The sequence below is a fragment of the Nostoc sp. WHI genome (assembly GCF_015714725.1).
Lineage (GTDB): Bacteria > Cyanobacteriota > Cyanobacteriia > Cyanobacteriales > Nostocaceae > Nostoc.
On sequence record NZ_WBKM01000265.1, the window covers coordinates 24,180 to 46,274 of the forward strand.

Genomic DNA, 22,095 nt, shown 5'->3' on the forward strand with positions numbered 1-22,095 from the left:
ATATAAATCAGACTTTTAAAAACTATGTCCTTGCCTAAATTTATTTAAGTCTAGTAAAGCAGAGAGATATTACAAGTTATGACTATTCAAAAGTGATTATGTCTCAGGCAATACTCTAGAAACTGCTGGGGAATCTCTACACTTTCTCCCCAGTGCAGATGAACATAAGAAGCGTGAATGTTAACAGGTAAACCCCATCCCTCGCATCCCATATTTTCTTCACAATCGTAGCGAGAAGTTTCAAATAAAGGCTGAGTGGGAGTTGAGGTTAAAGAAGAACGATGAAACTCATGTCCGTAAACAGTTGTACCTGCCTTCACTAACAGATTATCTTGCAAAGCTACTGCACGACGATATCCCAAAATTAAACGTCCACCCATCACAGCAGATGTCGGTAATACTCCCGCCATCGACCAAGATTTACCCTCAAAATCGATAATTTGCTCACACAAATACATTAAACCCCCGCATTCAGCGATCGCAGGCATTCCCGTCACAATTGCTGTTTTCACTGCATCACGGGCGCTGGTGTTTTCTGCTAGTTGCTGGGCAAAAACTTCTGGGAAACCACCGCCAAAATACATTCCCTGGATGTTTTGTGGTAGTCCAGCATCTTCTAATGGACTCCAGAAAACCAGTTCTGCACCCAACTGTTGCAGCAAGTCGAGATTGTCTTGATAGTAAAAATTAAAAGCGCGATCGCGGGCAATGGCAATCCTTAAATAATTCGTAATTCGTAATGACGCTCGCGGACTCGCTACCGCTACGCTAACGTAATTCGTAATTAAGTTTTGCGTTAACGTTGGCGTAGCGTCTGAGGATTTTGTTAAAAAGGAGGACAAGGGTGGAGATTTTAATAGAGGTAACAAATGTTCCCAGTCAAAGCAGGTATCTCCTAAATCGGCGAGGCGATCAATTAAAGCATTAAGTTCGGGAAGTTCGGCTGTGGGTACTAAACCCAAATGGCGATCGGGAATTGTGATGTTATCTTGACGACGCAGTACGCCGAGAATAGGTAATTGTAGTGGTTCTAGGGAATCTTTGAGTAGAGAGAGATGGCGATCGCTTCCAACTCGATTTAGTACTACCCCAGCGATTTTAATTCGGTGATCAAAAGATTGGTAGCCGTGAGCGATCGCAGCTACAGAACCAGAAAGGCGACTACAATCAATCACCAACACCACAGGTAAATCTAAAAGCCGCGCAATGTGGGCAGTACTTGCAAAGTCTGTTGATTTTTGCTTTTCTTGCCCATGCCCCATGCCCCATGCCCTATGCCCAATTCCATCAAATAACCCCATTACCCCTTCCACTAGGGCATATTCACTCAGTTGGCTATGACGAGCAAAACATTGCTGAACGTAGGCTTCGGAAGTTAGTACTGGGTCTAAATTCCGACAAGCACGACCAGTAACGTGCTGATGAAACATTGGATCAATGTAGTCTGGGCCAACCTTGAAAGATTGCACCAGGCGATCGCGACGACGTAAAGATGCTAAAAGGGTCAGCGTGACTGTTGTCTTGCCCACCCCACTCCGTTCCCCAGCAATGATTAAAGCCATAAATGAAACAAATAAGATTTTGATGCAGCAACTATTTAAGTATTAATTAAATTTTGACTGGTAATATTATTCTGTGTTTGACCACATCTGCAAAAGAGGAACGTTTTATGATCGTTGTTCATCATCTTAACAACTCGCGATCGCAGCGTGTGCTATGGCTGCTTGAGGAATTAGATATCGAATACGAAATCAAATTCTATGAACGTGATCCAAAGACAATGCTTGCACCAGAGTCGCTGCAACAAGTCCATCCCCTCGGCAAGTCACCAGTGATTACAGATGCAGACCTCACAATCGCTGAGTCGGGTGCCATCATCGAATACCTAATTGATCGCTATGGCAATAATCGGCTAGTTCCGGCATCCGGGACATCGGAGTATGTGCGCTATACTTATTGGCTGCATTACGCCGAAGGCTCTGCAATGCCACTGCTGGTGATGCAGGTAGTCTTGAACAATTTCGGGGCAGGAGACAGCAGCGTCGTTAGCGGATTTGTCGCGCCTCAGATCAAACTTCACTTTGACTACGTAGAAAGCGAACTTGGTAAAAGTACATGGTTTGTGGGCGAAGAATTTACTGCCGCCGATATCCAAATGAGCTTTCCCCTCGAACTAATTGCCACGCAACCCAAAGAAGTCGAGAGCCGGCCAAAGCTTAAAGAATTTATCGACCGAATTCATGCGCGACCTGCTTACAAACGCGCGCTTGAGCGTGGCGGCAAATACGACGTATCCTTTCAATAATTAGACCGTCAAGAAGCGATCGCCCTCAACAACGCAACTTTACAAATACTATAGGCGATCGCTCTGCATCTCAGCAACTTGCCAGACTATCACTTCCACATCTCTGGGGGGAAATTCACAGTTTCGGTAATTACCAAGTTACCAGATGGATCAATTTTTACCTTGAGTTTGTATGTCTGATGATATTTTTTCTATCACTTTGTTTTTACATTATCTCTCCTTAGACAAATTCAGTGCTATCAACAAACCAATTTTCAACTCTTAAATTATTAAAAAACTCAAAATCAGAAACATTATTAGTTACTAAAGCGTTGTATAGGAGTGCGATCGCCCAATTCTCAGATAATTCTACGTATAGTAAGTTTTGCCGATGTTATCCATAACGAGCATACTAGATATCCAGGGAAAAACGAGCCACACGCACTGACTGCGGTTGGTGAGTTAGGTGAGGAAGATTGTTAGGAAGTTGGAGATTTTGCAATAGTTTAGCTTAGGCTGTAGTGGATGTAACAGGAGGAGATTCTGAGTGGCTAGAAAATGTCATAATCAAATTATAAGGTGCTTTAAGATCCACTCACTGTAAATCCCAACAACATCGAGTATATTAACCAACAAAAGGAGTAAAGATAAATGGATATTGAAGTACAAGATAGTGATGTAATTCAAAAAGATGAAGATACGGCTGAAGAAGATAGAAGTGATAATGGGGGGTTGTATCCTTATGACCCGACTAAAGCAGATATTGACATCAGAGAAGACCTTCAAACAGTTTTCGAGTTAATGAGAAAATATGATAATAACAACCTGATTGTTGATCCTGATTTTCAACGTAATTTAGTTTGGACACCAGAAAAGAAAAGTAATTTCGTTGAATCAGTAATACTTAACTTTCCATTACCTCCTTTGTATGTTAATCAAACTGTAGAAGGTAAGTATATTATTGTAGACGGCTTACAAAGAATATCCACATTACACGAATTTATTAACGACGAATTTAACTTAACAGGTTTAGAAGCTTTAACATATCTGAATGATTATAATTTTTCAAAACTCAAAGAGTTACCCGGTGACTATCAAACGAGAATAGAAGATAAAAAACTTTATATATACATTATTAAACCTTCTGTACCAGCCAAAGTTGTTTACGATATTTTTAATAGAATTAATACGGGTGGAACATATCTTGAGCGTCAAGAAGTCCGAAACGGTATTTTTTCAGGAAAATCTACTAAACTTCTCAAAGAACTATCAGAAAAAGACTATTTTAAAAGAGCTATTGATTATGGAATATCTCCTAGAAGAATGAAAGATAGAGAAGCTATTTTGCGCTACTTAGCATTTAAAATTTTTGATTATGAAACAGAATACCAGGGTGAATTGAGCGATTTTGTGGAAAATGCAATGAAAAAAATTAATTTGATGTCAGATGAACAAATAGATTTATTGAAAAATGATTTTGAGAGAGTTATGAATTTAAGTTTAGAGTTTTTTGGCAGAAGAAACTTCCGTTTACCTGCACCAGAAAGGAGAGGAAGAATAAATATTGCTATTTTTGAATCTGTTTCTTATTTTTTCTCAATTAACAGTGATGATTTTTTACAAGAAAATAAAAAAAATATCCAAGATAAGTTTGATAAATTACTACAAAATCCCGAATATATTGATGCTATAAGATATGCTACGAGTAGTAAAGCTAAAGTAATTACTAGATTTAAACTTGCACAAGAAGCATTAGGAAGTTTATAAGCATAATGATAACACAAATAGAATTAGAAAATTTTAAAATTTTTAAAGAAAGAACATCCTTCCTATTAGGTCAAATAACTCTGTTAACAGGAATAAATGGATGTGGTAAGTCTACGTTTCTTCAGTCTTTGCTATTAATGAGGCAATCTATTGAGCATAATGATAGTGCATCTCAAATTGTATTAAATGGTAGTTGTATCAACTTAGGTAGCTTTACAGATATTAAAAACAGTAGTATTTCCAGAAATGAATCAATCAAATTTATATACCATTATGAAGATAAACATATTCTGAATCCTAATCAAGAAGATAATCTCAAGCTTCACGGCTACGCAGAGTATGATTTTGAGGAAAACTTTGAAGATGATATGGTAGCTCAGATAAGTAATATTACTTTTTCTGATAAAGTTGTCATAAATATTAAAAAGACTATACAAGACGATTATGAATTTGAAGGAATCTACAAAAAGATTAAAGATTCAAATATTTTGAATATAAATAGATTTGATTCTCATGAAGTAAACCGAGGTAAATTTCTAGGTCTACTACCGGAACGAAAAGGCTCTTGTCATCTTCTTAATTTATTACCTTTCTATGGTGGAGGATATGTTTTTCAAACTCCACAAAAACACAGCCTTACATTGGATGTATATTCACTGCATAAATCTTTGCATTTTTATAAAATACATTACATTTCAGCAGACCGTTTAGGGCCACAAGAATCTTATTCTAAAGCTACTTTGAACAAATTTCCAAATGTAGGAGCCAAAGGTGAATTTACAGTTAATTTACTCTATAAAAAGAGAGATTTTTTAATAAATGAAAACTTATGTCTTGGTCAAGATGCCAAGACTTTATATACTCAGACAGAGGAATGGCTTAACGAAATTTTTAATGGAGCAAAGGTTGAAATTCCTAGCTCTGATAGTAATATACTCGAACTTTTATTTAATACCAATAACTCAAAAGACCGTTTTAAACCAGCTAACGTTGGATTTGGATACCATTGCATTTTGCCTATTGTTGTTTCAGGATTGATTGCACAAGAAGGAGAAATATTAATCGTAGAAAATCCTGAAGCACATTTGCATCCAAGAGCGCAATCCCGATTAGCCCAATTTTTAGCTAGAGTTAGCAGTTGTGGTGTACAAGTCTTTATTGAATCACACAGCGACCACATCTTGAATGCTTTGCGAATAGCCGTTCTTGATAAAATTGTCACTCCAGACGATTTAAGCATATTATATTTCCAGCAAAATCCAGAACAGCCAGTAGTGCAAATTCCCGTTCAACCAAACGGAGGAATTGAAGAATGGCCAGAAGGATTTTTTGATCAAATGGATAAAGATTTCTCTCGACTTTTTGGAATGTAGTAATGGAAATATTTATTAACGAAGTATCTCTAGAAGGACAGTTTATGACAGAGGTAGAATTCCGGGATGCTATAAAAATTTTTAATTCGATTTTTGAATTAATCAATCAAAAAATTAAAGATAAAGTACTTTATAAAGAAGATAGCAATATATATGCTAATTATGAAGCAATCAAAGGATCTAGTTTCAGTGCTAGTCTTAACCAACTGAAAGATAAATCCTTGAAAACTGCCTTTATTAATATCGTCTTCAATAAGTCAAATCCCAAGCAATGGCGTACAGAGCAACTGCATTCTTCAAAAGATTTATTTGATTGCTTAACTATTGACAATGATTATAAAAATGTTTGTGATACTTCTTTGGCAGAAGTAGCTGAACGAAAAAGTCAAAATAATAATAAAGAATATCTGTTAGTTAATTTTATTAATTCTAGTTTTCAAATCACTCACCCACATATTATTAACTGTTGTTTAATTACAGTGATTAAAAATAATGTGGAAGACAATCAGATATGTATAGATGGTGTGGATAGTAAACCAGCACTGGAATATTGGTTAGAAAATAAATTAAATCTAAGCTCATTAGAATATTCTTTAGATATTACTGAACCTCCAAGAGATGAACACACAATTTTACGAGACACTACAAGATTTCAAAAAAAATCGCGGAAGTATAACGGCAGATGTATTTATTGTGAATTGCTTACAGGAATGTATTGGTATGTAGATAATTTACATTATGGTGAAGCTGCTCACTTAGAAGTTTTCGATAAAAGAGGATATCATATTGGGGAAGCTGACTTGCAAGGAAATATTGATACTAGTAAAAAAGATAAAGACAAAACTATTGATTTATCCTAATCAATGTTTGTCTATGGGCTATGAACCTTAATATCACTGCACCGTTTCTCGCACCCGCAGCCTCAGGCAAAACCCGTGCGTTAATTGCAGTCATCACTGGATTGTGTTGCGCTATAAAATACCGCCAACTTAGGAGATTTAATTGAATTGCTGCAATCTGAAATTTCAGCACCTTTAAATCGAGAAACGTGACTCGATAATTTTGCTAAAATTTTAGAAGGAAGTTTCCTCAAATAATCTTTTTCTTAGTTGAGTAGGTAGATAATACCTACTCTGCTACAAAGCAAATTCATTTTATTAACTGACAAAATTAATCGAGGTAATTAAACATGAAATTAACAGCAACAGAAAAAGGCTTATTAATCCCTAAAGAACTATTAGGAGAAAACCAAGAATTTGACATTATTCAAGAAGATGGAAAAATTATTATTACTAGCATAAAACCAACATCTTCTATTTGGGATTTAGGTTCAAATCCGGTGGAATGTGATGTAAAAGATGGTGCAATTAACCACGATTATTATCTCTATAATCCATGAAAAATATCTACTTTTTAGATATCAGCTATATTTTAGCTCTGGAAATAAAAAATGAAGATGTTCATCAAAAAGTATTACAAAATTGGGCTACTTTAATACAATCCAAACCTTTTTTAATAACAACAACATACATTTTTAATGAAGTTGTTACTTTTTTTAATAGTCGAAACCTTCATTATAAAGCAGTTGAAGTTGGTAATCGGTTATTGGAAAGCCCTGATATAGAACTAATCGAAATTGATCAAACTCTATTTAATCAGGGATGGGAATATTTTCAAAAGCATAAAGACAAATCTTATTCTCTCACTGATTGTTTATCATTTATCGTTATGCAACAACGAGAGATTGTTACAGCTTTAACCTTAGATAATCATTTTTATCAAGCTGGATTTCAAATTTTACCATCATAAATTAAGTGTAAATAAGAAAAATATATTTACTATTCAGGATGATTCTATCTAGTCCCACGAAGACTTTAAAGCCTATGTAGAAAATTACATAATGTTCTCATATAGGAGTCACTCAGAAGCCCACACTCACCTGTTAAGGGGGAGTGTGGGCTTCTGAGTGACTTTTATTCTTTCCAGGGGAAGCTAACTATTTGTTTCCATTTGGAAAATCTTCGCTGTTACTCCCAGGCTTTCTTCAAATAGTGACTCACGGCCCCAGCGTTGCACCTGCTGACTGAGCAACGCTTCCGCCTTTTGTTCCGAAAGTGAAGTCACCTGTTGAAACAAACCTGCGGACTGGGCACCACCGTGTGTTTCCATCCGCATACAACCACCAGTTTCTGAGCAAATGACTGTACCACAGTCTGCCTGCGGATTTGTCGAACTGAGGCGTAAGGCAATCAAGTCGCCCATAATCTCGCCAACATCAGCAACGGGGACACCCGCTAATTCAGCTTCCACTTGTCGTTGGTCTTGGGCAACAAAGCGAATACGAGTAATTTCGTAATCTCCACTTTCCTTTTGATAGGAAACTGGCTCCCATTCTAACCGACTTGCCAGCCACCCCAAAAACAGTAAACCTTGGGCAGAGTTGCCTTTTTCGTAATCAATAGTTACTCGGTCAATTTCTTTTAGGGCGGCGCGACGGTGTGGTGAATCGTAAGCTTCGGCTGTCAATTCCTGCCATGATGCAAGGCGACGCCAGTTCAAGTCAGCTAGAGGTACGCCAGTTTCTACCAACTCTTGGAGGTTAAGTAAATCACTTTCTGGCTCGTTAAAGTCGCAAGAATCAACAATGACATTATTGCAGACTGCTGCCAATCGCTTGAATAGAGCGTTGTTGGGATCTGGTGTTGCTTTCCACCAAAGAAACTTCGGCAAGCCACCAATTAACAATGCTGGAATCATTCCCCCGATGCGTTCCAAGGCAGCAGCAGTTCCGCTAAGAGTTATGTATTCGCAGCAGATGAGTGTACTTGACGATTGCTTTTGGATGGGGCAATAAGCAGAAACTTGAGCCTTGACTCCTTCATCTTCTCCAGCAATTGGAAACAGCGCAATAATGCGGCAGGGATTGCGGAGGGCAATTTCATCAGCAATCCTGGGGCTTGCGGCACTTAAGCTATAAGTACCACTAGAAGCATTGTCTCCTGTAGCTCCGTTTCCCTGACGTTTGGTAAATTCTTCTCGCAGTCTAGCCAAGGTTTCATGTGTTGCTGTTCCAGTTTCTGGCAGGGCATATTTTTTCTGCACTTGCCGCAGCGCAGTTTCCATCTGAGGCCCTACAATCCCGTCAATTGGCCCGTTGTAAAATCCCAAAGTGGCTAAAAGATATTGGGTTTCTTCGGGTTCGTAAACTACTAAAGTGAATGTCGTGGCGCGAGTGGCAGCCGGAAGACCACCGTCTTCACCAGTCATGCCGTAACTTTGCCAAATTTGATTAAGTTCCGCATCTATTTCGTTGAGCGAAATATCTTTCGGTGCTTGAAGTGAAAAAATGGTAGGAGCTTGGGGAGCCATAGGAAATTTTGGATTTTGGATTTTGGATTTTGGATTTTGAGATTTGAGATTTGAGATTTGAGATTTGAGATTAAGAACTGGTAATTTGGTAATTAGTAGTTAATAATGATTTTTCACGTTTATCCATAACTCATTACCTATTTTCACTGTCCCCAATCTAAAATCTAAAATCTAAAATCTAAAATTTTAGAGTCTGCGCCAACGACGGCCATCCTGGTTAATTAAGAATTCTGCTTCTGCTGGTTCCCAAGTACCGGCTTCGTACCGGGGAATGGTGGTGGGATCTGCGGGTGCATCCCAAACAGAAAGGGCTGGATTTACTACTTGCCAAGCAGCTTCTACTTCGTCCGCCCGTGTGAACAATGTTTGATCGCCCATCATACAATCAAGGAATAGGCGATCGTAAGCATCGGAAGTTGCTTGGATACCAAAGGAACCATAACTAAAGTCCATGTCAACGGAACGAGTGCGGAATTCTGCCCCTGGCATTTTCACATCAAAGCGGAGGGAAATTCCTTCATTCGGCTGAATCCGCATTGCCAAAATATTGGCATTTCTTTGTTGCGCGGCGGATTGAAACATCCGAGAAGGAACGTCGCGGAAGTGAATCGAAATCTCGCTGACTTTTTTCGGCATCCGCTTACCAGTACGCAGGTAAAAGGGAACACCTTGCCAGCGCCAGTTGTCAACTAGAAACTTCATGGCTACATAGGTGGGTGTTGTAGAGTTGGGGTTAACGCCTGGTTCTTCCAGATACCCTGGCGCTACTTGTCCCTTCATCCAGCCAGCACTATATTGACCGCGCACTGCTGAACGCGACAGATTGTGTACATCAGCTAAACGGGTAGCTTGGAGTACCTTGACTTTTTCAGTGCGGATGCTGTCTGCATCCATTGCGTTGGGTGCTTCCATCGCTGTTAGGCAGTAAAGTTGCATCAGGTGGTTTTGCAACATATCCCGCAATGCGCCGGCACTTTCATAGTAACCAGCTCGGTCTTCCACGCCGACGGTTTCTGCCACGGTAATTTGCACGTGGTCAACAAATTGACGATTCCACAAGGGTTCAAAAATCGCATTGGCAAAGCGAAACACTAGCAAATTCTGGACTGTTTCTTTACCTAAGTAGTGGTCAATGCGGTAAACTTGGTTTTCTTTGCAATATTTCTGGACAACTTGGTTAAGACTCTGGGCAGAAGCCAAGTCCCGACCAAAGGGTTTTTCAACTACTAGACGATGTTTGTAGGGATCTTCTAGCATTCCCGCGCTTCCTAGCTGCTTAATTGCTTCAGGAAAGAATGACGGGGCAACTGAGAGGTAAAACATCCGATTCCCTCGCGTACCCCGTTTTTCGTCTAATTCACTCAATAAACTTTTCAGTTTTTGATAGCCTTCGGGGTTGTCTATGTCTCCAGGACAATAGAACAGACCTTGAGAGAAGTCTTGCCAGAGTTCTCCTAAATCGACATTAGCATGAGCCTCTTCCATCCCCTTTTGCATTTGTTCGCGGAAGTATTCATGGCTCCACTCTCGCCGTGCTACGCCGACAATGGTCGTTTCTGGGGGGATACGCCGTTCTCGCCGCAATTTGTAAAGTGCTGGTACTAGTTTGCGCCAGGTGAGATCACCAGAAGCGCCAAAGATAACTATAATCTGGGGTTCGGGCATCCCTTGTTGTTGCAGACCAACGCGCAGGGGATTTTCTAGCAGACTAACCATAGGAATTTTGGATTTTGGATTTTAGATTTTGGATTGGGCATTGGGTATGGGGCATGGGGCATGGGGCATGGGTTTATTCTCCTTGTCTCCCTTGTCGCCAATACCCAGTCCCTACACTGGCGACAATACCTTGATATTTTCTTCTAAAGAGTTCATCAAGGACTGGAAGGGCTGGATAAACTGATCAATACCTTCAACTAACAATTCATCCATTACGGTATCGAGATCGATGTCGATGTCGGGATCTTTGAGGTTTTCGATTAGCGTGTAAGCTTTTTGTACCCCCGTTTTTAAACGATCGCCTGCGGTAGTCACTGAGCCAAGTCGTTGGCGCAGCCTCTCGCAGAGAAGTGTGGGCTTTGCGATCGCTTGCCAATCAACTCATCGACATACATCACCTCGCTATAGGTGGGGTCTAGGGCATAAAATATTACAGGCATTGCGGATGTCTGCAAAAACTAGCGATTCGTAAATTTCGGATGTCGGCAAGCCAGCACTAACTCCGGCTTCGATATTGGCATTATAAATGATGTTACCAGCGTTGATGCCTTGCGTCTTGTCGCTAGCGATCGCTTTTTCAAAGATAGCTGAGTTAGAGTTAATCCCAGAGATCCTTTGTAGGTCTTTGAATTCACCTGATTTCATAATGCCACGGCTCAAGTTATCCATCCAGATACTTTGACCGCATTGGTTAATTTCTTGTAGATGATTGGTTGTCATAGCTCTAGCTTGTTTCACTCCTGTTAATGATGTTTTCTAATGGAGTTGACAAAACCTATCAACATTTGATGGTGACTTTTGAATTGTGGCGTTGCCAATCACTTATCGCATCGGCTAGCTGAGATAATCTTTAAAACATCCTCAAGAATTGCTACTCTATATTTCCAATCCTAAATCACCATGATTAACTTTTAATTAATCCCATAGGCTAGATGCATCCTTGATAACTTTGTCAGCCTTGTCCAGTGCAGCATCGCAGAAATAGTGACCTAGTTAAAAAAGGTTAAGAAGCCGATGCAACAAGCAATATTCCTCCTGCCCCCTGCCCCCTGCCTCCTTAATGGCCGTTTTGAATAAAAGACTCCACCTTTGCGACATCCTCTTTACTACCAATAATTAAAGGTGTGCGCTGATGCAGTTTTTTTGGCACCACGTCCAAAATATCCATCAGTCCTGTAGTAGCACGACCGCCTGCTTGCTCAATCAAAAACGCTAAGGGAGCGGTTTCATAAAGCAAGCGCAATTTACCTTCTGGGTTTTGAATTGTGCCTGGGTAGAGAAACACGCCGCCTTGAACCAAAATTCTATGGATGTCGCTAACCATTGCTCCGCTATAACGGGCGCTGTAGCCTTCTGTGCGATGAACGTAGCGGATGTATTCTCGAATTGATTCTTCCCACTGCCAGAAGTTCCCTTCATTCACACTGTAAACTGAGCCGTGGGTAGGAATTCGGATGTTTTCTTCGGTGAGAATAAATTCTCCCAAGCTGGGATCAAGGACAAAGGAATGAACACCTTTACCTATACTATAAACCAGCATCGTGCATGGCCCATACAAGATGTATCCGGCAGCGAGTTGCTTACGTCCGTTGGTGAGGAGGTCAGTTGCTTTACCATCGCTATCAGTTCCTTCTTGTTGGCGAATGGCAAAAATGGAACCTAAGCTGAGATTGTTATCAGTGTTAGATGAGCCATCAATGGGATCATACAGCAGAGTGTAACGCCCAATGGGGCAATTTTCGGGGATATAGTAGGGTTTTTCCATTTCTTCTGAAGCTAGGCGACAAACTAAGCCGCTTTGCTTAAATACTGAGATAAATACATCATTGGCATAGACATCCATCTTTTTGACGGATTCTCCCTGCACATTAACTTCCCCAGTAAATCCAAGAACGCCTTCCATTAAACCAGCACGACTCATGCGGCGAGCAACTAATTTGCCAGCAAGGGCGATGCGATTCATCAGCGCACTTAAATCTTGTGCATCTGCCGAAAAACTTTGAAGTTGCTGTAGTATGTGACGGGATAAGGTTGTACAATCACGATCTAGAGCTAAGTCTGTAGCGTCGTTAACAGACAGGTCTAAAGATTCTGGTGCTTTAGTCATTGTTATGTTTTCCTTAGTGACTGGTTGTTAATTGGGTTTTAGTCGTGTGTGGCAACTTTTTTATAGTTGCTGCCTCTATCTTAGAAAGGTAATTTGATAACTTAGATGCGACTTTAGATAAACTAAAGAAATGAATCTTTGTTAACCTCCGCGCCCAGAGCGTAAACACGCAGTGGTGAGCTAAGGCGGTCTTTCCTTAAGAGAAGCCACTGCGTTGTGCAGAGTTTGTCTGAGCGGAGGCTTTTGATGCTTCCGACGCGCGATCGCGCTTAATTGAGCGTCTGAAACAATACGGTTCGGTTAAGGCAAGAGACGCGATTCGGTTAAGGCAAGAGACCCGATAAATCGCCGTCTCTACAATAATCAATTTTTCAATGTCATTGCGAAGGTCGCGATCGCAATGACTATATATGTGTTACAAAATGAAGTGCGGAATGTGGGCTTGAACACCATCGACATCGTAATTCTTCACAACCTCCAGCACCAAGTTCAACAAAAATTCTTGCACCTGTGGGTCGAGTGCATTCAACCACTCAAAGCCGTTTTTCTTCAGTAAGTTACCGTTACAGTCACGCGCAGCCCATTCCGGTTTTTTCTGCAAAAGTATACCGCTATCCAAATTGTAGGAACTGGCAAAACCGTATTCAAACCAAGGGATGACTTTCAACCCGACTCGCCGCGCCTCAACCACCACTTCTTCTAAGGGGTCGCGTCCTACAGATAAAGGGTCAATTTCGACTCCAAAAGTCTGCTGCATTGTTTGACTAGGATACAAAGTTACTGCCTTATTCCAAACAACGGGAAACACTACATTAAATCCCGTCTCTGCAAGGAAATCCATCGCCTCGGCAATGCGTTGCTTTGATCTGAGAACTTTACTATCAGTAGTGGTAAGCCAGATACCACGTATTTCTATGATTGCCATTTTCCAAAACTGAAATTTTCTGCGCTGCACCCTCTAAAAATTGCCTAGCCGACGATACCGCGCCTGTATTATTGTGTAAATCCCATAGGCAACCAAACCTAACGCCACAATACCTAGAAGCCATGCTCCGTTGGGCTGCTGGGCTAACGTCTGTAATGCTTGATCCAAACCTCCTGCGGCAGAGGCCTTTGACTGCCTTGCGGCTTGAATTAGAAACCAACCGATCATACAAAATACTATACCTCGTGCCGTCAAACCAAATCTGCAAATACTGATCACCCATTCAGTATCGGTGTTGCTTAATTCAGTTAAATTAAGTTCTTTACGAAATTTGCCACTAAAAGCTTGATAAAACTGATAGAAGCCTAGAGAAATTATGAAAGCCCCCACAGTTCCAACTAACCATTGACCAAAGGGTTGAGAGAGCAAACGTGCTGTCCAATCTTCGGTAGAATTACTATTTTTGCCGCCACCTGTACCCATGACGAGTTTTACAGCACTTAAGGCTAAACTTGCATAAATCACGCCATTAATTGCGTAACCAATTCGCATTGCCAAACCTTTGGCATCGTTACCTTTATTTTCAGGGTCTTTAATTGCCTGTACAAAACGCCAAATTACGTATCCAATCAAGCCAATTGCAACTAAAGTCAGCAAAAACTTACCAAATGGCTGGTTGAGGATTGTTTGGAGAGCGCCTTGGGTATCAGTTGTTTTACCACCTGGGCCGAAAGCTGCTTGTGCTGCCAGGAATCCCACGATCGCGTAAACTACTCCTTTGGAAACATAGCCAAATCGTGCCAGTCGCTCAACCCACAATGAAGCATCATGTGTTAACTGTTGTGTCATGATAAGCATGGTTAGAATTATGCCTACTTTTTATCAGTATTTCCCCACAATTTACATCTATCTTAAGGCAAGTTATGTAACACTTTTGCTAAAAATCACTATCTAAATACTGTCTTTCAAGAGATGTTACGTTGCTGCAAATAATATTATATGAAAGCTAAAATGCAGTATTATTATTTAGTGTTTTAAAAGCTAAGATTTAATTAATTATGTCTGTAATAGAACATTCTTGGAAAGACGAATATATAATTACCAACGGGGTGAAACTCCACTATGTTACCCAAGGTGAAGGCCCCTTAATGTTGATGTTGCATGGGTTTCCTGAATTTTGGTACTCTTGGCGGCATCAAATCCCAGAATTTGCTCAAGATTTTAAAGTCGTCGCCCTTGACTTGCGTGGCTACAACGATAGTGATAAACCAACAGAGCAATCAGCTTATGTAATGAATGAATTTATCAAAGATGTTGAGGGAATAATTAAAGGATTAGGATACCAAAAGTGTGTTTTAGTTGGACATGATTGGGGTGGTGCGATCGCTTGGAATTTTGCCTATGCTCACCCCGAAATGTTGGAGCGATTAATTATACTTAATATGCCTCATCCTGCTAAATTTGCCCAAGGCTTACGTACCCTAGAACAGTTGCTGCGTAGTTCCTATATATTTATCTTTCAACTACCGTGGATACCAGAATTACTTTTACAATCTTTAGACTACCAAGTAATTGAAACAGTTTTTAAAGACACAGCAGTTAACAAAAGTGCTTTCACCAAAGCGGATATTGACGCTTATAAAAATGCTGCTGCAAAACGCGGTGCCCTCACAAGAATGTTGAACTACTACCGCAATATTTTTCAACAGAGAATATTAAATCAAAATTGGGGCGTTCTGCAAGTGCCAACACTGATGATTTGGGGAGAAAATGACACTGTACTCGGCAAGGAACTAACTTACGACACCGCAGCCTATGTTAGGGACTTTCAAATCAAGTATATTCCTAATTGTGGCCATTGGGTGCAGGAAGAACAGCCTGAGTTGGTCAATCAGTATATGAGAGAATTTCTAAAGACTTAACCTAACAGTTAATAAAGTATAAATACTTATCAAACGAGCCAAATTATCACGAGTAGTGCAAGCTTTTAAAAAGATTTAACAGTGATTTAACCTGGCAGTTTTTTGAGGTTTATCGAGTACAAATCGTCCAAAAACAGAATAAATGGCATTTTTTCCCTCGCTATCATAGCTCTTTGACATCACAACCAACTTCTTAAGACATAGATAGATTGACCTTATGAAGTTTAGTGAGATAATAGAGTCGTGAGGGAAAGAACGGACGCAACTTGATTATTAAGGGGGAAAATTATGAAACTCCAGCTATTAGCGGCCATTGCCTTAGCAACTCCCCTATTGTTCACGAACTTGGTTAGAGCCGAGAATTCGCAGGACTTACAAAAGCTGCTTTCAACTGGCGAATGTATCCAATGTGATCTATCGGGAGCTAACCTCAGTGGCGCTCATTTAATTGGTGCTGACTTGAGAGGCTCGAAGCTCCAAGGAGCCAACCTTGTAGGGGCTAACCTCGAAGGTGCTGACTTAACGGGTGCAAACTTGGCAGGTGCTAACCTAACATCAGCTTATGTAACGAATGTGAATTTGAAGCAAACTAATCTCAACGGGGTAAATTTTACTCGCGCCACGATTCACGATTCTAATGTGTATAAAGCATCAATGAATGATCTCAACCTCACTGATGCAGAAATATTTAACACTGGAATCGGTATTGGTGGAGAAGATGCCGAGATTCCCGATTGGAAATAGGCTGAACTGAGTAGGCAGGTTAAAATAAGCACAACATAAGTTTTATTAGATTTTTAATCAAAGGAACTGGTTGTTTGCAAACTTTTCCCTAAACCTGCCCGATAAAAATATTAAGACAAATGAAACCCTCTGCCTTGTAGTTACTTCACAATGATTAAGGTAGAGGGATTTCTTATCAAAGTTGAACCGAGAAACCCTAACAAAAGTGCAATATAGCCCAATACAGTTCAGTTAAGATCCCCCGCCTGCGGCGACCCCCTTTTCAAGGCTACGGTGTACACACAAGTACTAAAAACTTAACTTGATAAGGCTTTCCTGGTTCCCAGGCTCTGCCTGGGAATGCATTCATTGAGTCTCTGGCTCAATATCTAACTGGAGGCAGAGCCTCTAATTAGCCATTCCCATGCAGAGCATGGGAACGAGAGAAACGAAAATGCAATATAGCCCCAAGATTTACGCAACTGGAACAACGCGCTGCAATACAGTTCAGTTAAGATCCCCCCGCCTGCGGCGACCCCCTTTTTAAGGGGGTAAAAGAGATAGTAACCTCTTTTTAAGGGGTTGGGGGGATCTCCGAACACTAAATATCACTAACTTAACTGTATTGCAGCGCGATCGCATTTCTATAGTATTTCCATATTATAAAAACATGGCATACCTAGAGTGTTGCTTAAATTAGTAACATTCAGGACTAGCAAAACTTTTATTGCACTTGCGTGGGAAAAGCACCAGGTTGCACAGCTATGTTAAGATTCTGCCCATTGCGACGTAATTCCATAGGTAAATTGCCCCCGATTTGGCTATTTTCTATTGCCTTTTGGACACTGCTGGCATCTGTGACTGATTGACCACCGACTTTTTGGATAACATCACCAGCACGTATCCCTGCTTTAGCAGCTGGTGAATTTGGCACAACTTTCACAACCAGTACACCTTTATCTTCATTCACCCTCAAACCGCTATTGGGATCTGAATTGATATTTTGTTTTAGCTGAGGCGTTAATCCTACCATTTGAATTCCTAAATAAGCACGTTGAACTTTGCCTGTAGCTATTAGTTGGCTGGAAATACGTTGGACTGTGTTGATAGGAATAGCAAAGCCTAATCCTTGTGCCCCTTGGATAATGGCTGTATTCATGGCAATCACCTCGCCACGAGAATTTAGTAGAGGCCCGCCAGAGTTACCAGGATTAATTGCGGCGTCGGTTTGAATATACTCTACTCGCTTATCAGCAGCGCCGATTAGATTGCTACTGCGTCCGGTGGCACTGATGATTCCGGTAGTTACTGTATTATCTAGTCCAAGGGGATTGCCGATCGCGATCGCCCATTCTCCGGGTTGCAGTGTATCGGAGTTACCTAAGGCTACTGAAGGTAAATTATCCGCTTGAATCTTGACAACAGCGACATCGGTTAATTCATCTTTTCCTAGCACCTTACCTTGCAAGGTACGCCCATCTTTGAGTGTCACTGTCACTGTATCAGCTCCATCTACCACATGGGCGTTAGTGAGAATGCGACCATCGGCACTGATGATAAAACCTGAACCAGTACCGCGTTCTACCCTTTCTCGCGATTGTGGCAGTTGCGAACCAAAAAAGCGGCGAAAAAACGGATCGTTAAATTCATCTGGTATTTGGCTTCTTACCGTTCGGGAAGAATTAATCCGTACTACTGCTGGGCCGACTTTTTGTACCACCTGGATAACAAAGTTAGAATCTGTGGCGCCTGGTAATGGAGGAGCAGCATTTACTCGACTCAGTGCCAAATTAGATGCACTCTTAGACACCTGCTGAGGATTTCCAGCTATATAGCCGCCTGCTAACGTCATGCCTGATCCCAGTAGCACCAGCGATAGAGAGGCGGCGGCCTTTTTCCACGGGACTCGATTATAGTATTTGGTATTAGTGGTGTTATGTGAAATGCTATTTGATGGGTGTTCTCTGTTGGGAGATTCGTTTTGCATTTGCTGTCTAGAAGAATATGGTTAGATGTATTACTAATGTAGATATTATTTATGGCAGTTTTGTTGCAGAGATATTGCGTTATTGTAAAGAGTTTGGTATTTTAGCAGGGGATGAGGGCAAAACCTCGAAACAAAGCAGATTTTTTCTGAAGTTGACACCAATGACAGTTATGCCCCTCTACTGCCAATACGGTTCGGATAAGATCCCCCCGCCTGCGGCGACCCCCTTAAAAAGGGGGTAAATAGGAAACAAAGCCCCCCTTTTTAAGGGGGGTTGGGGGGATCTCCGAGAGCCAAATATGTTAACCGAACCGTATTGCTTCTACTGCATGTTCCATCTATGCTGAAGGAATAAAAATGGTACAGGGGAAAATATTGCTTAAACCTGGCACTTTATGGACAAGTGTTAAAGAGCAGACTGAATATGCTTTGCAATGCGGGGCACTGCTGTCGATACCAACAGAATTTGAATTTGTCGAGCAGGATGGCGTGCACTTTTTAGTGCGGATATTGTCTAACCTGAATCGCAAAAAAGCAGCTAAGGAGAAACAAGAAAAACAATCTGCCACGTCTGGTAAAGAGTTTAATCCTTTCTTGCCCTACGAAAAGGATTTATTTGTGGCGGATATCTCCGATACCCATGTATGTATCTTAAATAAATTCAATGTTGTTGATTATCACCTGCTAATCATCACCCGTGCCTTTGAGGAACAGGAAAGTTTACTCACTCTGGAAGACTTTGCAGCTATGGGGGCATGTCTGGCTGATTTTGATGGTTTAGGATTCTACAATAGTGGCAAAACCGCAGGTGCCAGTCAGCGACACAAGCACTTGCAATTAGTCCCACTACCACTTGCACCTTCAGGTTCGCAGATTCCTATTGAACCTCTGTTGACATCAGTACAATTTCAAAACTTGATTGCAACTTCACCAAAACTTCCTTTTTTACACGCTTTTGCATCCTTGGCTCCCCATTGGGTGCAGTGTCCTTTCACAGCAGCCCAAGCAACACTGGAGGCTTATCGCACCTTGCTAGATGCTCTGGATTTAGATCCAATGCAATCTGATGCTTACAATCTGCTGGTGACACGAGAATGGATGTTGATTGTACCGCGATCGCAGGAGCATTTCCAATCCATCTCTGTGAATTCATTAGGATTCGCTGGTGCCTTGCTAGTGCGAAATGCGGCAGAAATGGAGATTCTCAAAGCCCAAGGGCCAATGACTATCCTGAAGAATGTTGCTGTATCCTAATTGTCATTGGTTATTTTTCGTTGATCTGCAAATTCCTGGTTCCGAAAATCAGGCATGAAAATTTACTTGTTCTTGCAACCACGGATCTACAGGTTGTCCATCTTTGCGGCGTAATTCAATTTCTACTACCATCACTTCTTTTGAACCAGGAGGCGCAGGTTTCTTATGGAAAAGAATGTCATAATCTAGTGGATTGTGTTTGCGTTCTTGCAACCATTCCTGCACCTTAGTTGTGGCAAAAAATGATTGTCCCTGCTCAAACATTCGGGTAATCTGCAATTGCAGTGTATAAGGATTCATGCGACCCATTTTTTACCACCTTTGTTAAGTAAATTCTAGAATTAAGTAATCTGCTTACCCTAGATAATCTTTGGAAGCAAAGTGCTAGTTTTCATTGCTTTTTTGCTTGTTCAATTGTTGCACTAATAATTGCACTCCTAAAGCTAACAAACCAATTGCCACTATAGCAAATATTCCGCTTCCCAAAGCAACCACACCAACAACTAGGGTACGAACAGCAGAGGAAATCTTTATCACTAATGGATTAACTGAATGAATAGGTTTAGTAGCAAAATTCGTAGCGATCGCAATCATCAGCGAATACAGTGCAAATCCCATTCCGCCGGAAATCACTGCACCAGTTAAACTGCTTAACGGACTCGCTCTAACCTGTACTTTAGCATCTGTTTGTGGTGTAATATTTTGGTCATTCATATAATTTCTGTTAAATCTGGTAAACTTCAATTTTATTTACCTTCTTCCCACTCTTGACTACCAGGTAAATTCGTCAACATCTCATCAATAGCACTAGGCAAAAATTTTTGAGAATTTGTATAAGTCAAATTTAAAAAATCTTTTGTTCTAAAGATAATCAATGATTTATCAACCATTGTTTGCAGTCGCTTAGGTGTATACAAACCATCAAAAATCTCAGCAGATGCAGGATCGATTGCTGCATCATAAGCAGCATTCAGCAAATCTTCCCATTCATCTTGTTTCACATAATGAGAAGTCTTATTATCCTGTAAATTTAAATCTTGAATTTCTAAAATAGAGCCTTTAATAGAGGCTACCCAGGAATTAGTTAATCTTTGTTCGACCTGATTTTTAATCAAATGAGTAATCAGCCGGATGAGAAAACTTCTAATATTTCTAATATAACTCTTTCGACTCATCAACTCCAACTCATCAACAAGTACCAAAGCATCATCATAACGTCCATCAAGAATAGACTTCCTTAAATCCCAAAGTTCTTGAGTCATAAATTATAGCGACTGCTCCAATACTAAATTCAGCATAAACTAAAATCCCCTAGCTTTCGTCCTTCAGTGTCAGTTTTCACTACTTTTCTGCTTGGTTAACTGCTGTATTAACGATAAAGATTTACTTAGACTGACGAACCTATCTGAATACCATGTGTAATTGTCCGAGTCACAAACAATTCTAAGTCCTCATCAGGAATTGCTTCCCTTACTTGCAGCTTAAGCTGTTCTGCCTGCTGTTGAGACTCAAGGAGGGCAAATACTGTCGGCCCAGAACCAGACATCATTGTTCCTAAAATGCCTTCCTGATTTGCAATTACTTCTCGCAGTTGCAAGACTTGGGGATAGGCTGGCAATACCACGCGCTCTAAATCATTATGCAGTTTTTGGGCAATTTGTCTTACATCTTTATCAAAGATAGCTTTTACAATTGCTCCTGAATGGACTGCACTAGCACGCGCTGCTAAGTTATTGGTATCTCGAATATCAGAATTACCAAACTGCTGTCGATAGGTTTGGTATGCCCAAGCGGTAGAAACTTCCAAGCTGCGGTATTTCGCTAATAGTATATATATATTATCTAAACTCGGTAGGGGAGAAAGTTGTTCACCTCTACCTGTGGCGATCGCAGTTCCCCCTGCTACACAAAACGGCACATCTGAACCGAGTTTAGCTCCCAATTCTTCTAATTCTGACTGAGTTAGTCCCAATTTCCACAGTAAATCTATCCCCACTAACACAGCTGCTGCATTCGTCGAACCCCCAGCCAATCCAGCAGCTACAGGAATCTGTTTGTTTATGGTAATCTCTACACCCCTATATTTACTAAAGGCTTCGGGAAATTGCGTTGCCATTAGTTCTGCTGCTCGGTATGCCAGATTAGTGTTATCTGTTGGTACTTGTGGATGGTTACAGTGAACACGGATGCTGTCAGTGCTGAGAGAATGCACACCAATTTGGTCTGCAAGACCGATACTTTGGAGTATCATGGCTAACTCGTGATAGCCATCGGGGCGTTGGCGTAGCCCGCCGGAGGCATCGCCAATAATTTCCAGATACAAGTTGATTTTGGCAGGGGCAATTAGGGTGTAGGAATGCATTTTCTGGGAATGGGGAATGGGGAATGGGGAATGGGGAATGGGGAATGGGGAATGGGGAATGGGGAATGGGGAATGGGGAATGGGGAATGGGGAATGGGGAATGGGGAATGGGGAATGGGGAATGGGGAATGGGGAATGGGGAATGGGGAATGGGGAATGGGGAATGGGGAATGGGGAATGGGGAATGGGGAATGGGGAATGGGGAATGGGGAATGGGGAATGGGGAATGGGGAATGGGGAATGGGGAATGGGGAATGGGGAATGGGGAATGGGGAATGGGGAATGGGGAATGGGGAATGGGGAATG

The 22,095-nt window shown here is 41.0% G+C and carries 20 protein-coding genes and 2 pseudogenes; 10 read left to right on the top strand and 12 right to left on the bottom strand.

Going from position 1 to position 22,095, the window contains the following annotated elements:
• Positions 1-86 precede the first annotated feature (86 nt).
• A complete protein-coding gene (locus F8S12_RS26855; protein ID WP_196519344.1) occupies positions 87-1,562 on the bottom strand; it encodes a cobyrinate a,c-diamide synthase in 1,476 nt (491 codons plus the stop codon).
• Between the two features lie 107 nt (positions 1,563-1,669).
• On the opposite strand from F8S12_RS26855, the gene F8S12_RS26860 reads away from it, so the two are divergent.
• The 6 genes from F8S12_RS26860 (at position 1,670) to F8S12_RS26885 (ending at position 7,233) form a co-directional block, all read left to right on the top strand.
• A complete protein-coding gene (locus F8S12_RS26860) occupies positions 1,670-2,305 on the top strand; it encodes a glutathione S-transferase (RefSeq protein WP_196519363.1) in 636 nt (211 codons plus the stop codon).
• A gap of 630 nt (positions 2,306-2,935) precedes the next feature.
• On the top strand, positions 2,936-4,051 hold the full coding sequence (locus F8S12_RS26865) for a DUF262 domain-containing protein (protein ID WP_196519345.1): 1,116 nt from the start codon (positions 2,936-2,938) through the stop codon (positions 4,049-4,051).
• A gap of 5 nt (positions 4,052-4,056) precedes the next feature.
• Positions 4,057-5,424 carry an AAA family ATPase gene (locus F8S12_RS26870; protein ID WP_196519346.1) on the top strand — a complete coding sequence of 456 codons (1,368 nt, stop codon included), beginning with the start codon at positions 4,057-4,059 and terminating at the stop codon, positions 5,422-5,424.
• 2 nt (positions 5,425-5,426) lie between these two features.
• Positions 5,427-6,284 carry a hypothetical protein gene (locus F8S12_RS26875; RefSeq protein ID WP_196519347.1) on the top strand — a complete coding sequence of 286 codons (858 nt, stop codon included), beginning with the start codon at positions 5,427-5,429 and terminating at the stop codon, positions 6,282-6,284.
• Between the two features lie 329 nt (positions 6,285-6,613).
• Positions 6,614-6,823, top strand: a complete 210-nt coding sequence (locus tag F8S12_RS26880; RefSeq protein WP_196519348.1) for a hypothetical protein — start codon at positions 6,614-6,616, stop codon at positions 6,821-6,823.
• Entirely contained in the window at positions 6,820-7,233 is a 414-nt protein-coding gene (locus F8S12_RS26885; protein ID WP_196519349.1) for a type II toxin-antitoxin system VapC family toxin, read from the top strand. Before F8S12_RS26880 ends, F8S12_RS26885 begins: the two co-directional genes overlap by 4 nt.
• A gap of 183 nt (positions 7,234-7,416) precedes the next feature.
• Here the strand turns inward: F8S12_RS26885 and opcA are convergent, their stop codons facing one another.
• The 6 genes and pseudogenes from opcA to F8S12_RS26915 all read right to left on the bottom strand — a co-directional run bounded on the left by opcA (position 7,417) and on the right by F8S12_RS26915 (position 14,390).
• Complete coding sequence (gene opcA / locus F8S12_RS26890) at positions 7,417-8,793, bottom strand: glucose-6-phosphate dehydrogenase assembly protein OpcA (protein ID WP_196519350.1); 1,377 nt, start codon at positions 8,791-8,793, stop codon at positions 7,417-7,419.
• A gap of 186 nt (positions 8,794-8,979) precedes the next feature.
• A complete protein-coding gene (gene zwf, locus F8S12_RS26895; RefSeq protein ID WP_196519351.1) occupies positions 8,980-10,509 on the bottom strand; it encodes a glucose-6-phosphate dehydrogenase in 1,530 nt (509 codons plus the stop codon).
• A gap of 111 nt (positions 10,510-10,620) precedes the next feature.
• A pseudogene (locus tag F8S12_RS42090) lies at positions 10,621-11,229 on the bottom strand (transaldolase family protein).
• Between the two features lie 337 nt (positions 11,230-11,566).
• Positions 11,567-12,616 (bottom strand): class 1 fructose-bisphosphatase, encoded by a 1,050-nt coding sequence (gene fbp, locus F8S12_RS26905; RefSeq protein ID WP_196519352.1) that lies wholly within the window; start codon positions 12,614-12,616, stop codon positions 11,567-11,569.
• A gap of 442 nt (positions 12,617-13,058) precedes the next feature.
• A pseudogene (locus F8S12_RS26910) lies at positions 13,059-13,541 on the bottom strand (glycoside hydrolase family 10 protein); the annotation flags it as partial.
• Positions 13,542-13,574: 33 nt separating this feature from the next.
• Complete coding sequence (locus F8S12_RS26915) at positions 13,575-14,390, bottom strand: DUF1206 domain-containing protein (protein WP_196519353.1); 816 nt, start codon at positions 14,388-14,390, stop codon at positions 13,575-13,577.
• Between the two features lie 209 nt (positions 14,391-14,599).
• On the opposite strand from F8S12_RS26915, the gene F8S12_RS26920 reads away from it, so the two are divergent.
• Positions 14,600-15,463 (top strand): alpha/beta fold hydrolase, encoded by an 864-nt coding sequence (locus tag F8S12_RS26920; protein WP_196519354.1) that lies wholly within the window; start codon positions 14,600-14,602, stop codon positions 15,461-15,463.
• 288 nt (positions 15,464-15,751) lie between these two features.
• Positions 15,752-16,207 (top strand): pentapeptide repeat-containing protein, encoded by a 456-nt coding sequence (locus tag F8S12_RS26925; protein ID WP_196519355.1) that lies wholly within the window; start codon positions 15,752-15,754, stop codon positions 16,205-16,207.
• Positions 16,208-16,910: 703 nt separating this feature from the next.
• Here F8S12_RS26925 and F8S12_RS26930 read toward each other — a convergent pair.
• Positions 16,911-18,173: an HhoA/HhoB/HtrA family serine endopeptidase gene (locus F8S12_RS26930; RefSeq protein WP_196519356.1), complete on the bottom strand. Its 1,263-nt coding sequence runs from the start codon at positions 18,171-18,173 to the stop codon at positions 16,911-16,913.
• Between the two features lie 357 nt (positions 18,174-18,530).
• Here F8S12_RS26930 and F8S12_RS26935 point away from each other — a divergent pair, with 357 nt between their 5' ends.
• Entirely contained in the window at positions 18,531-19,427 is an 897-nt protein-coding gene (locus F8S12_RS26935; RefSeq protein ID WP_196519357.1) for an ATP adenylyltransferase family protein, read from the top strand.
• A gap of 48 nt (positions 19,428-19,475) precedes the next feature.
• On the opposite strand, the gene F8S12_RS26940 is transcribed toward F8S12_RS26935, so the two are convergent.
• The 4 genes from F8S12_RS26940 to ispE all read right to left on the bottom strand — a co-directional run bounded on the left by F8S12_RS26940 (position 19,476) and on the right by ispE (position 21,789).
• Positions 19,476-19,736, bottom strand: coding sequence for a hypothetical protein (locus F8S12_RS26940; protein WP_196519358.1), 261 nt, complete (start codon positions 19,734-19,736; stop codon positions 19,476-19,478).
• Positions 19,737-19,811: 75 nt separating this feature from the next.
• On the bottom strand, positions 19,812-20,141 hold the full coding sequence (locus F8S12_RS26945) for a DUF3082 domain-containing protein (RefSeq protein ID WP_196519359.1): 330 nt from the start codon (positions 20,139-20,141) through the stop codon (positions 19,812-19,814).
• Between the two features lie 32 nt (positions 20,142-20,173).
• Positions 20,174-20,689 carry a DUF29 family protein gene (locus F8S12_RS26950; RefSeq protein WP_196519360.1) on the bottom strand — a complete coding sequence of 172 codons (516 nt, stop codon included), beginning with the start codon at positions 20,687-20,689 and terminating at the stop codon, positions 20,174-20,176.
• Between the two features lie 125 nt (positions 20,690-20,814).
• Positions 20,815-21,789 (bottom strand): 4-(cytidine 5'-diphospho)-2-C-methyl-D-erythritol kinase, encoded by a 975-nt coding sequence (ispE, locus tag F8S12_RS26955; protein WP_196519361.1) that lies wholly within the window; start codon positions 21,787-21,789, stop codon positions 20,815-20,817.
• On the opposite strand from ispE, the gene F8S12_RS26960 reads away from it, so the two are divergent.
• Positions 21,784-22,095: hypothetical protein (locus F8S12_RS26960; protein WP_196519362.1), on the top strand; the 312-nt coding region annotated here is incomplete at its 3' end. The two genes, ispE and F8S12_RS26960, sit on opposite strands and share 6 nt — an antisense overlap.

Bases quoted from the DNA above. Each gene is read 5' to 3' on its own strand.
- F8S12_RS26870 (WP_196519346.1), top strand. From the start codon at position 4,057: ATGATAACACAAATAGAATTAGAAAATTTTAAAATTTTTAAAGAAAGA.
- F8S12_RS26855 (WP_196519344.1), bottom strand. From the start codon at position 1,562: ATGGCTTTAATCATTGCTGGGGAACGGAGTGGGGTGGGCAAGACAACA.
- F8S12_RS26940 (WP_196519358.1), bottom strand. From the start codon at position 19,736: ATGGGTCGCATGAATCCTTATACACTGCAATTGCAGATTACCCGAATG.
- ispE (WP_196519361.1), bottom strand. From the start codon at position 21,789: ATGCATTCCTACACCCTAATTGCCCCTGCCAAAATCAACTTGTATCTG.
- zwf (WP_196519351.1), bottom strand. From the start codon at position 10,509: ATGGTTAGTCTGCTAGAAAATCCCCTGCGCGTTGGTCTGCAACAACAA.
- F8S12_RS26880 (WP_196519348.1), top strand. From the start codon at position 6,614: ATGAAATTAACAGCAACAGAAAAAGGCTTATTAATCCCTAAAGAACTA.
- F8S12_RS26885 (WP_196519349.1), top strand. From the start codon at position 6,820: ATGAAAAATATCTACTTTTTAGATATCAGCTATATTTTAGCTCTGGAA.
- F8S12_RS26925 (WP_196519355.1), top strand. From the start codon at position 15,752: ATGAAACTCCAGCTATTAGCGGCCATTGCCTTAGCAACTCCCCTATTG.
- F8S12_RS26875 (WP_196519347.1), top strand. From the start codon at position 5,427: ATGGAAATATTTATTAACGAAGTATCTCTAGAAGGACAGTTTATGACA.
- fbp (WP_196519352.1), bottom strand. From the start codon at position 12,616: ATGACTAAAGCACCAGAATCTTTAGACCTGTCTGTTAACGACGCTACA.
- F8S12_RS26915 (WP_196519353.1), bottom strand. From the start codon at position 14,390: ATGACACAACAGTTAACACATGATGCTTCATTGTGGGTTGAGCGACTG.
- F8S12_RS26930 (WP_196519356.1), bottom strand. From the start codon at position 18,173: ATGCAAAACGAATCTCCCAACAGAGAACACCCATCAAATAGCATTTCA.
- F8S12_RS26860 (WP_196519363.1), top strand. From the start codon at position 1,670: ATGATCGTTGTTCATCATCTTAACAACTCGCGATCGCAGCGTGTGCTA.
- F8S12_RS26945 (WP_196519359.1), bottom strand. From the start codon at position 20,141: ATGAATGACCAAAATATTACACCACAAACAGATGCTAAAGTACAGGTT.
- F8S12_RS26950 (WP_196519360.1), bottom strand. From the start codon at position 20,689: ATGACTCAAGAACTTTGGGATTTAAGGAAGTCTATTCTTGATGGACGT.
- F8S12_RS26920 (WP_196519354.1), top strand. From the start codon at position 14,600: ATGTCTGTAATAGAACATTCTTGGAAAGACGAATATATAATTACCAAC.
- F8S12_RS26865 (WP_196519345.1), top strand. From the start codon at position 2,936: ATGGATATTGAAGTACAAGATAGTGATGTAATTCAAAAAGATGAAGAT.
- F8S12_RS26935 (WP_196519357.1), top strand. From the start codon at position 18,531: ATGGTACAGGGGAAAATATTGCTTAAACCTGGCACTTTATGGACAAGT.
- opcA (WP_196519350.1), bottom strand. From the start codon at position 8,793: ATGGCTCCCCAAGCTCCTACCATTTTTTCACTTCAAGCACCGAAAGAT.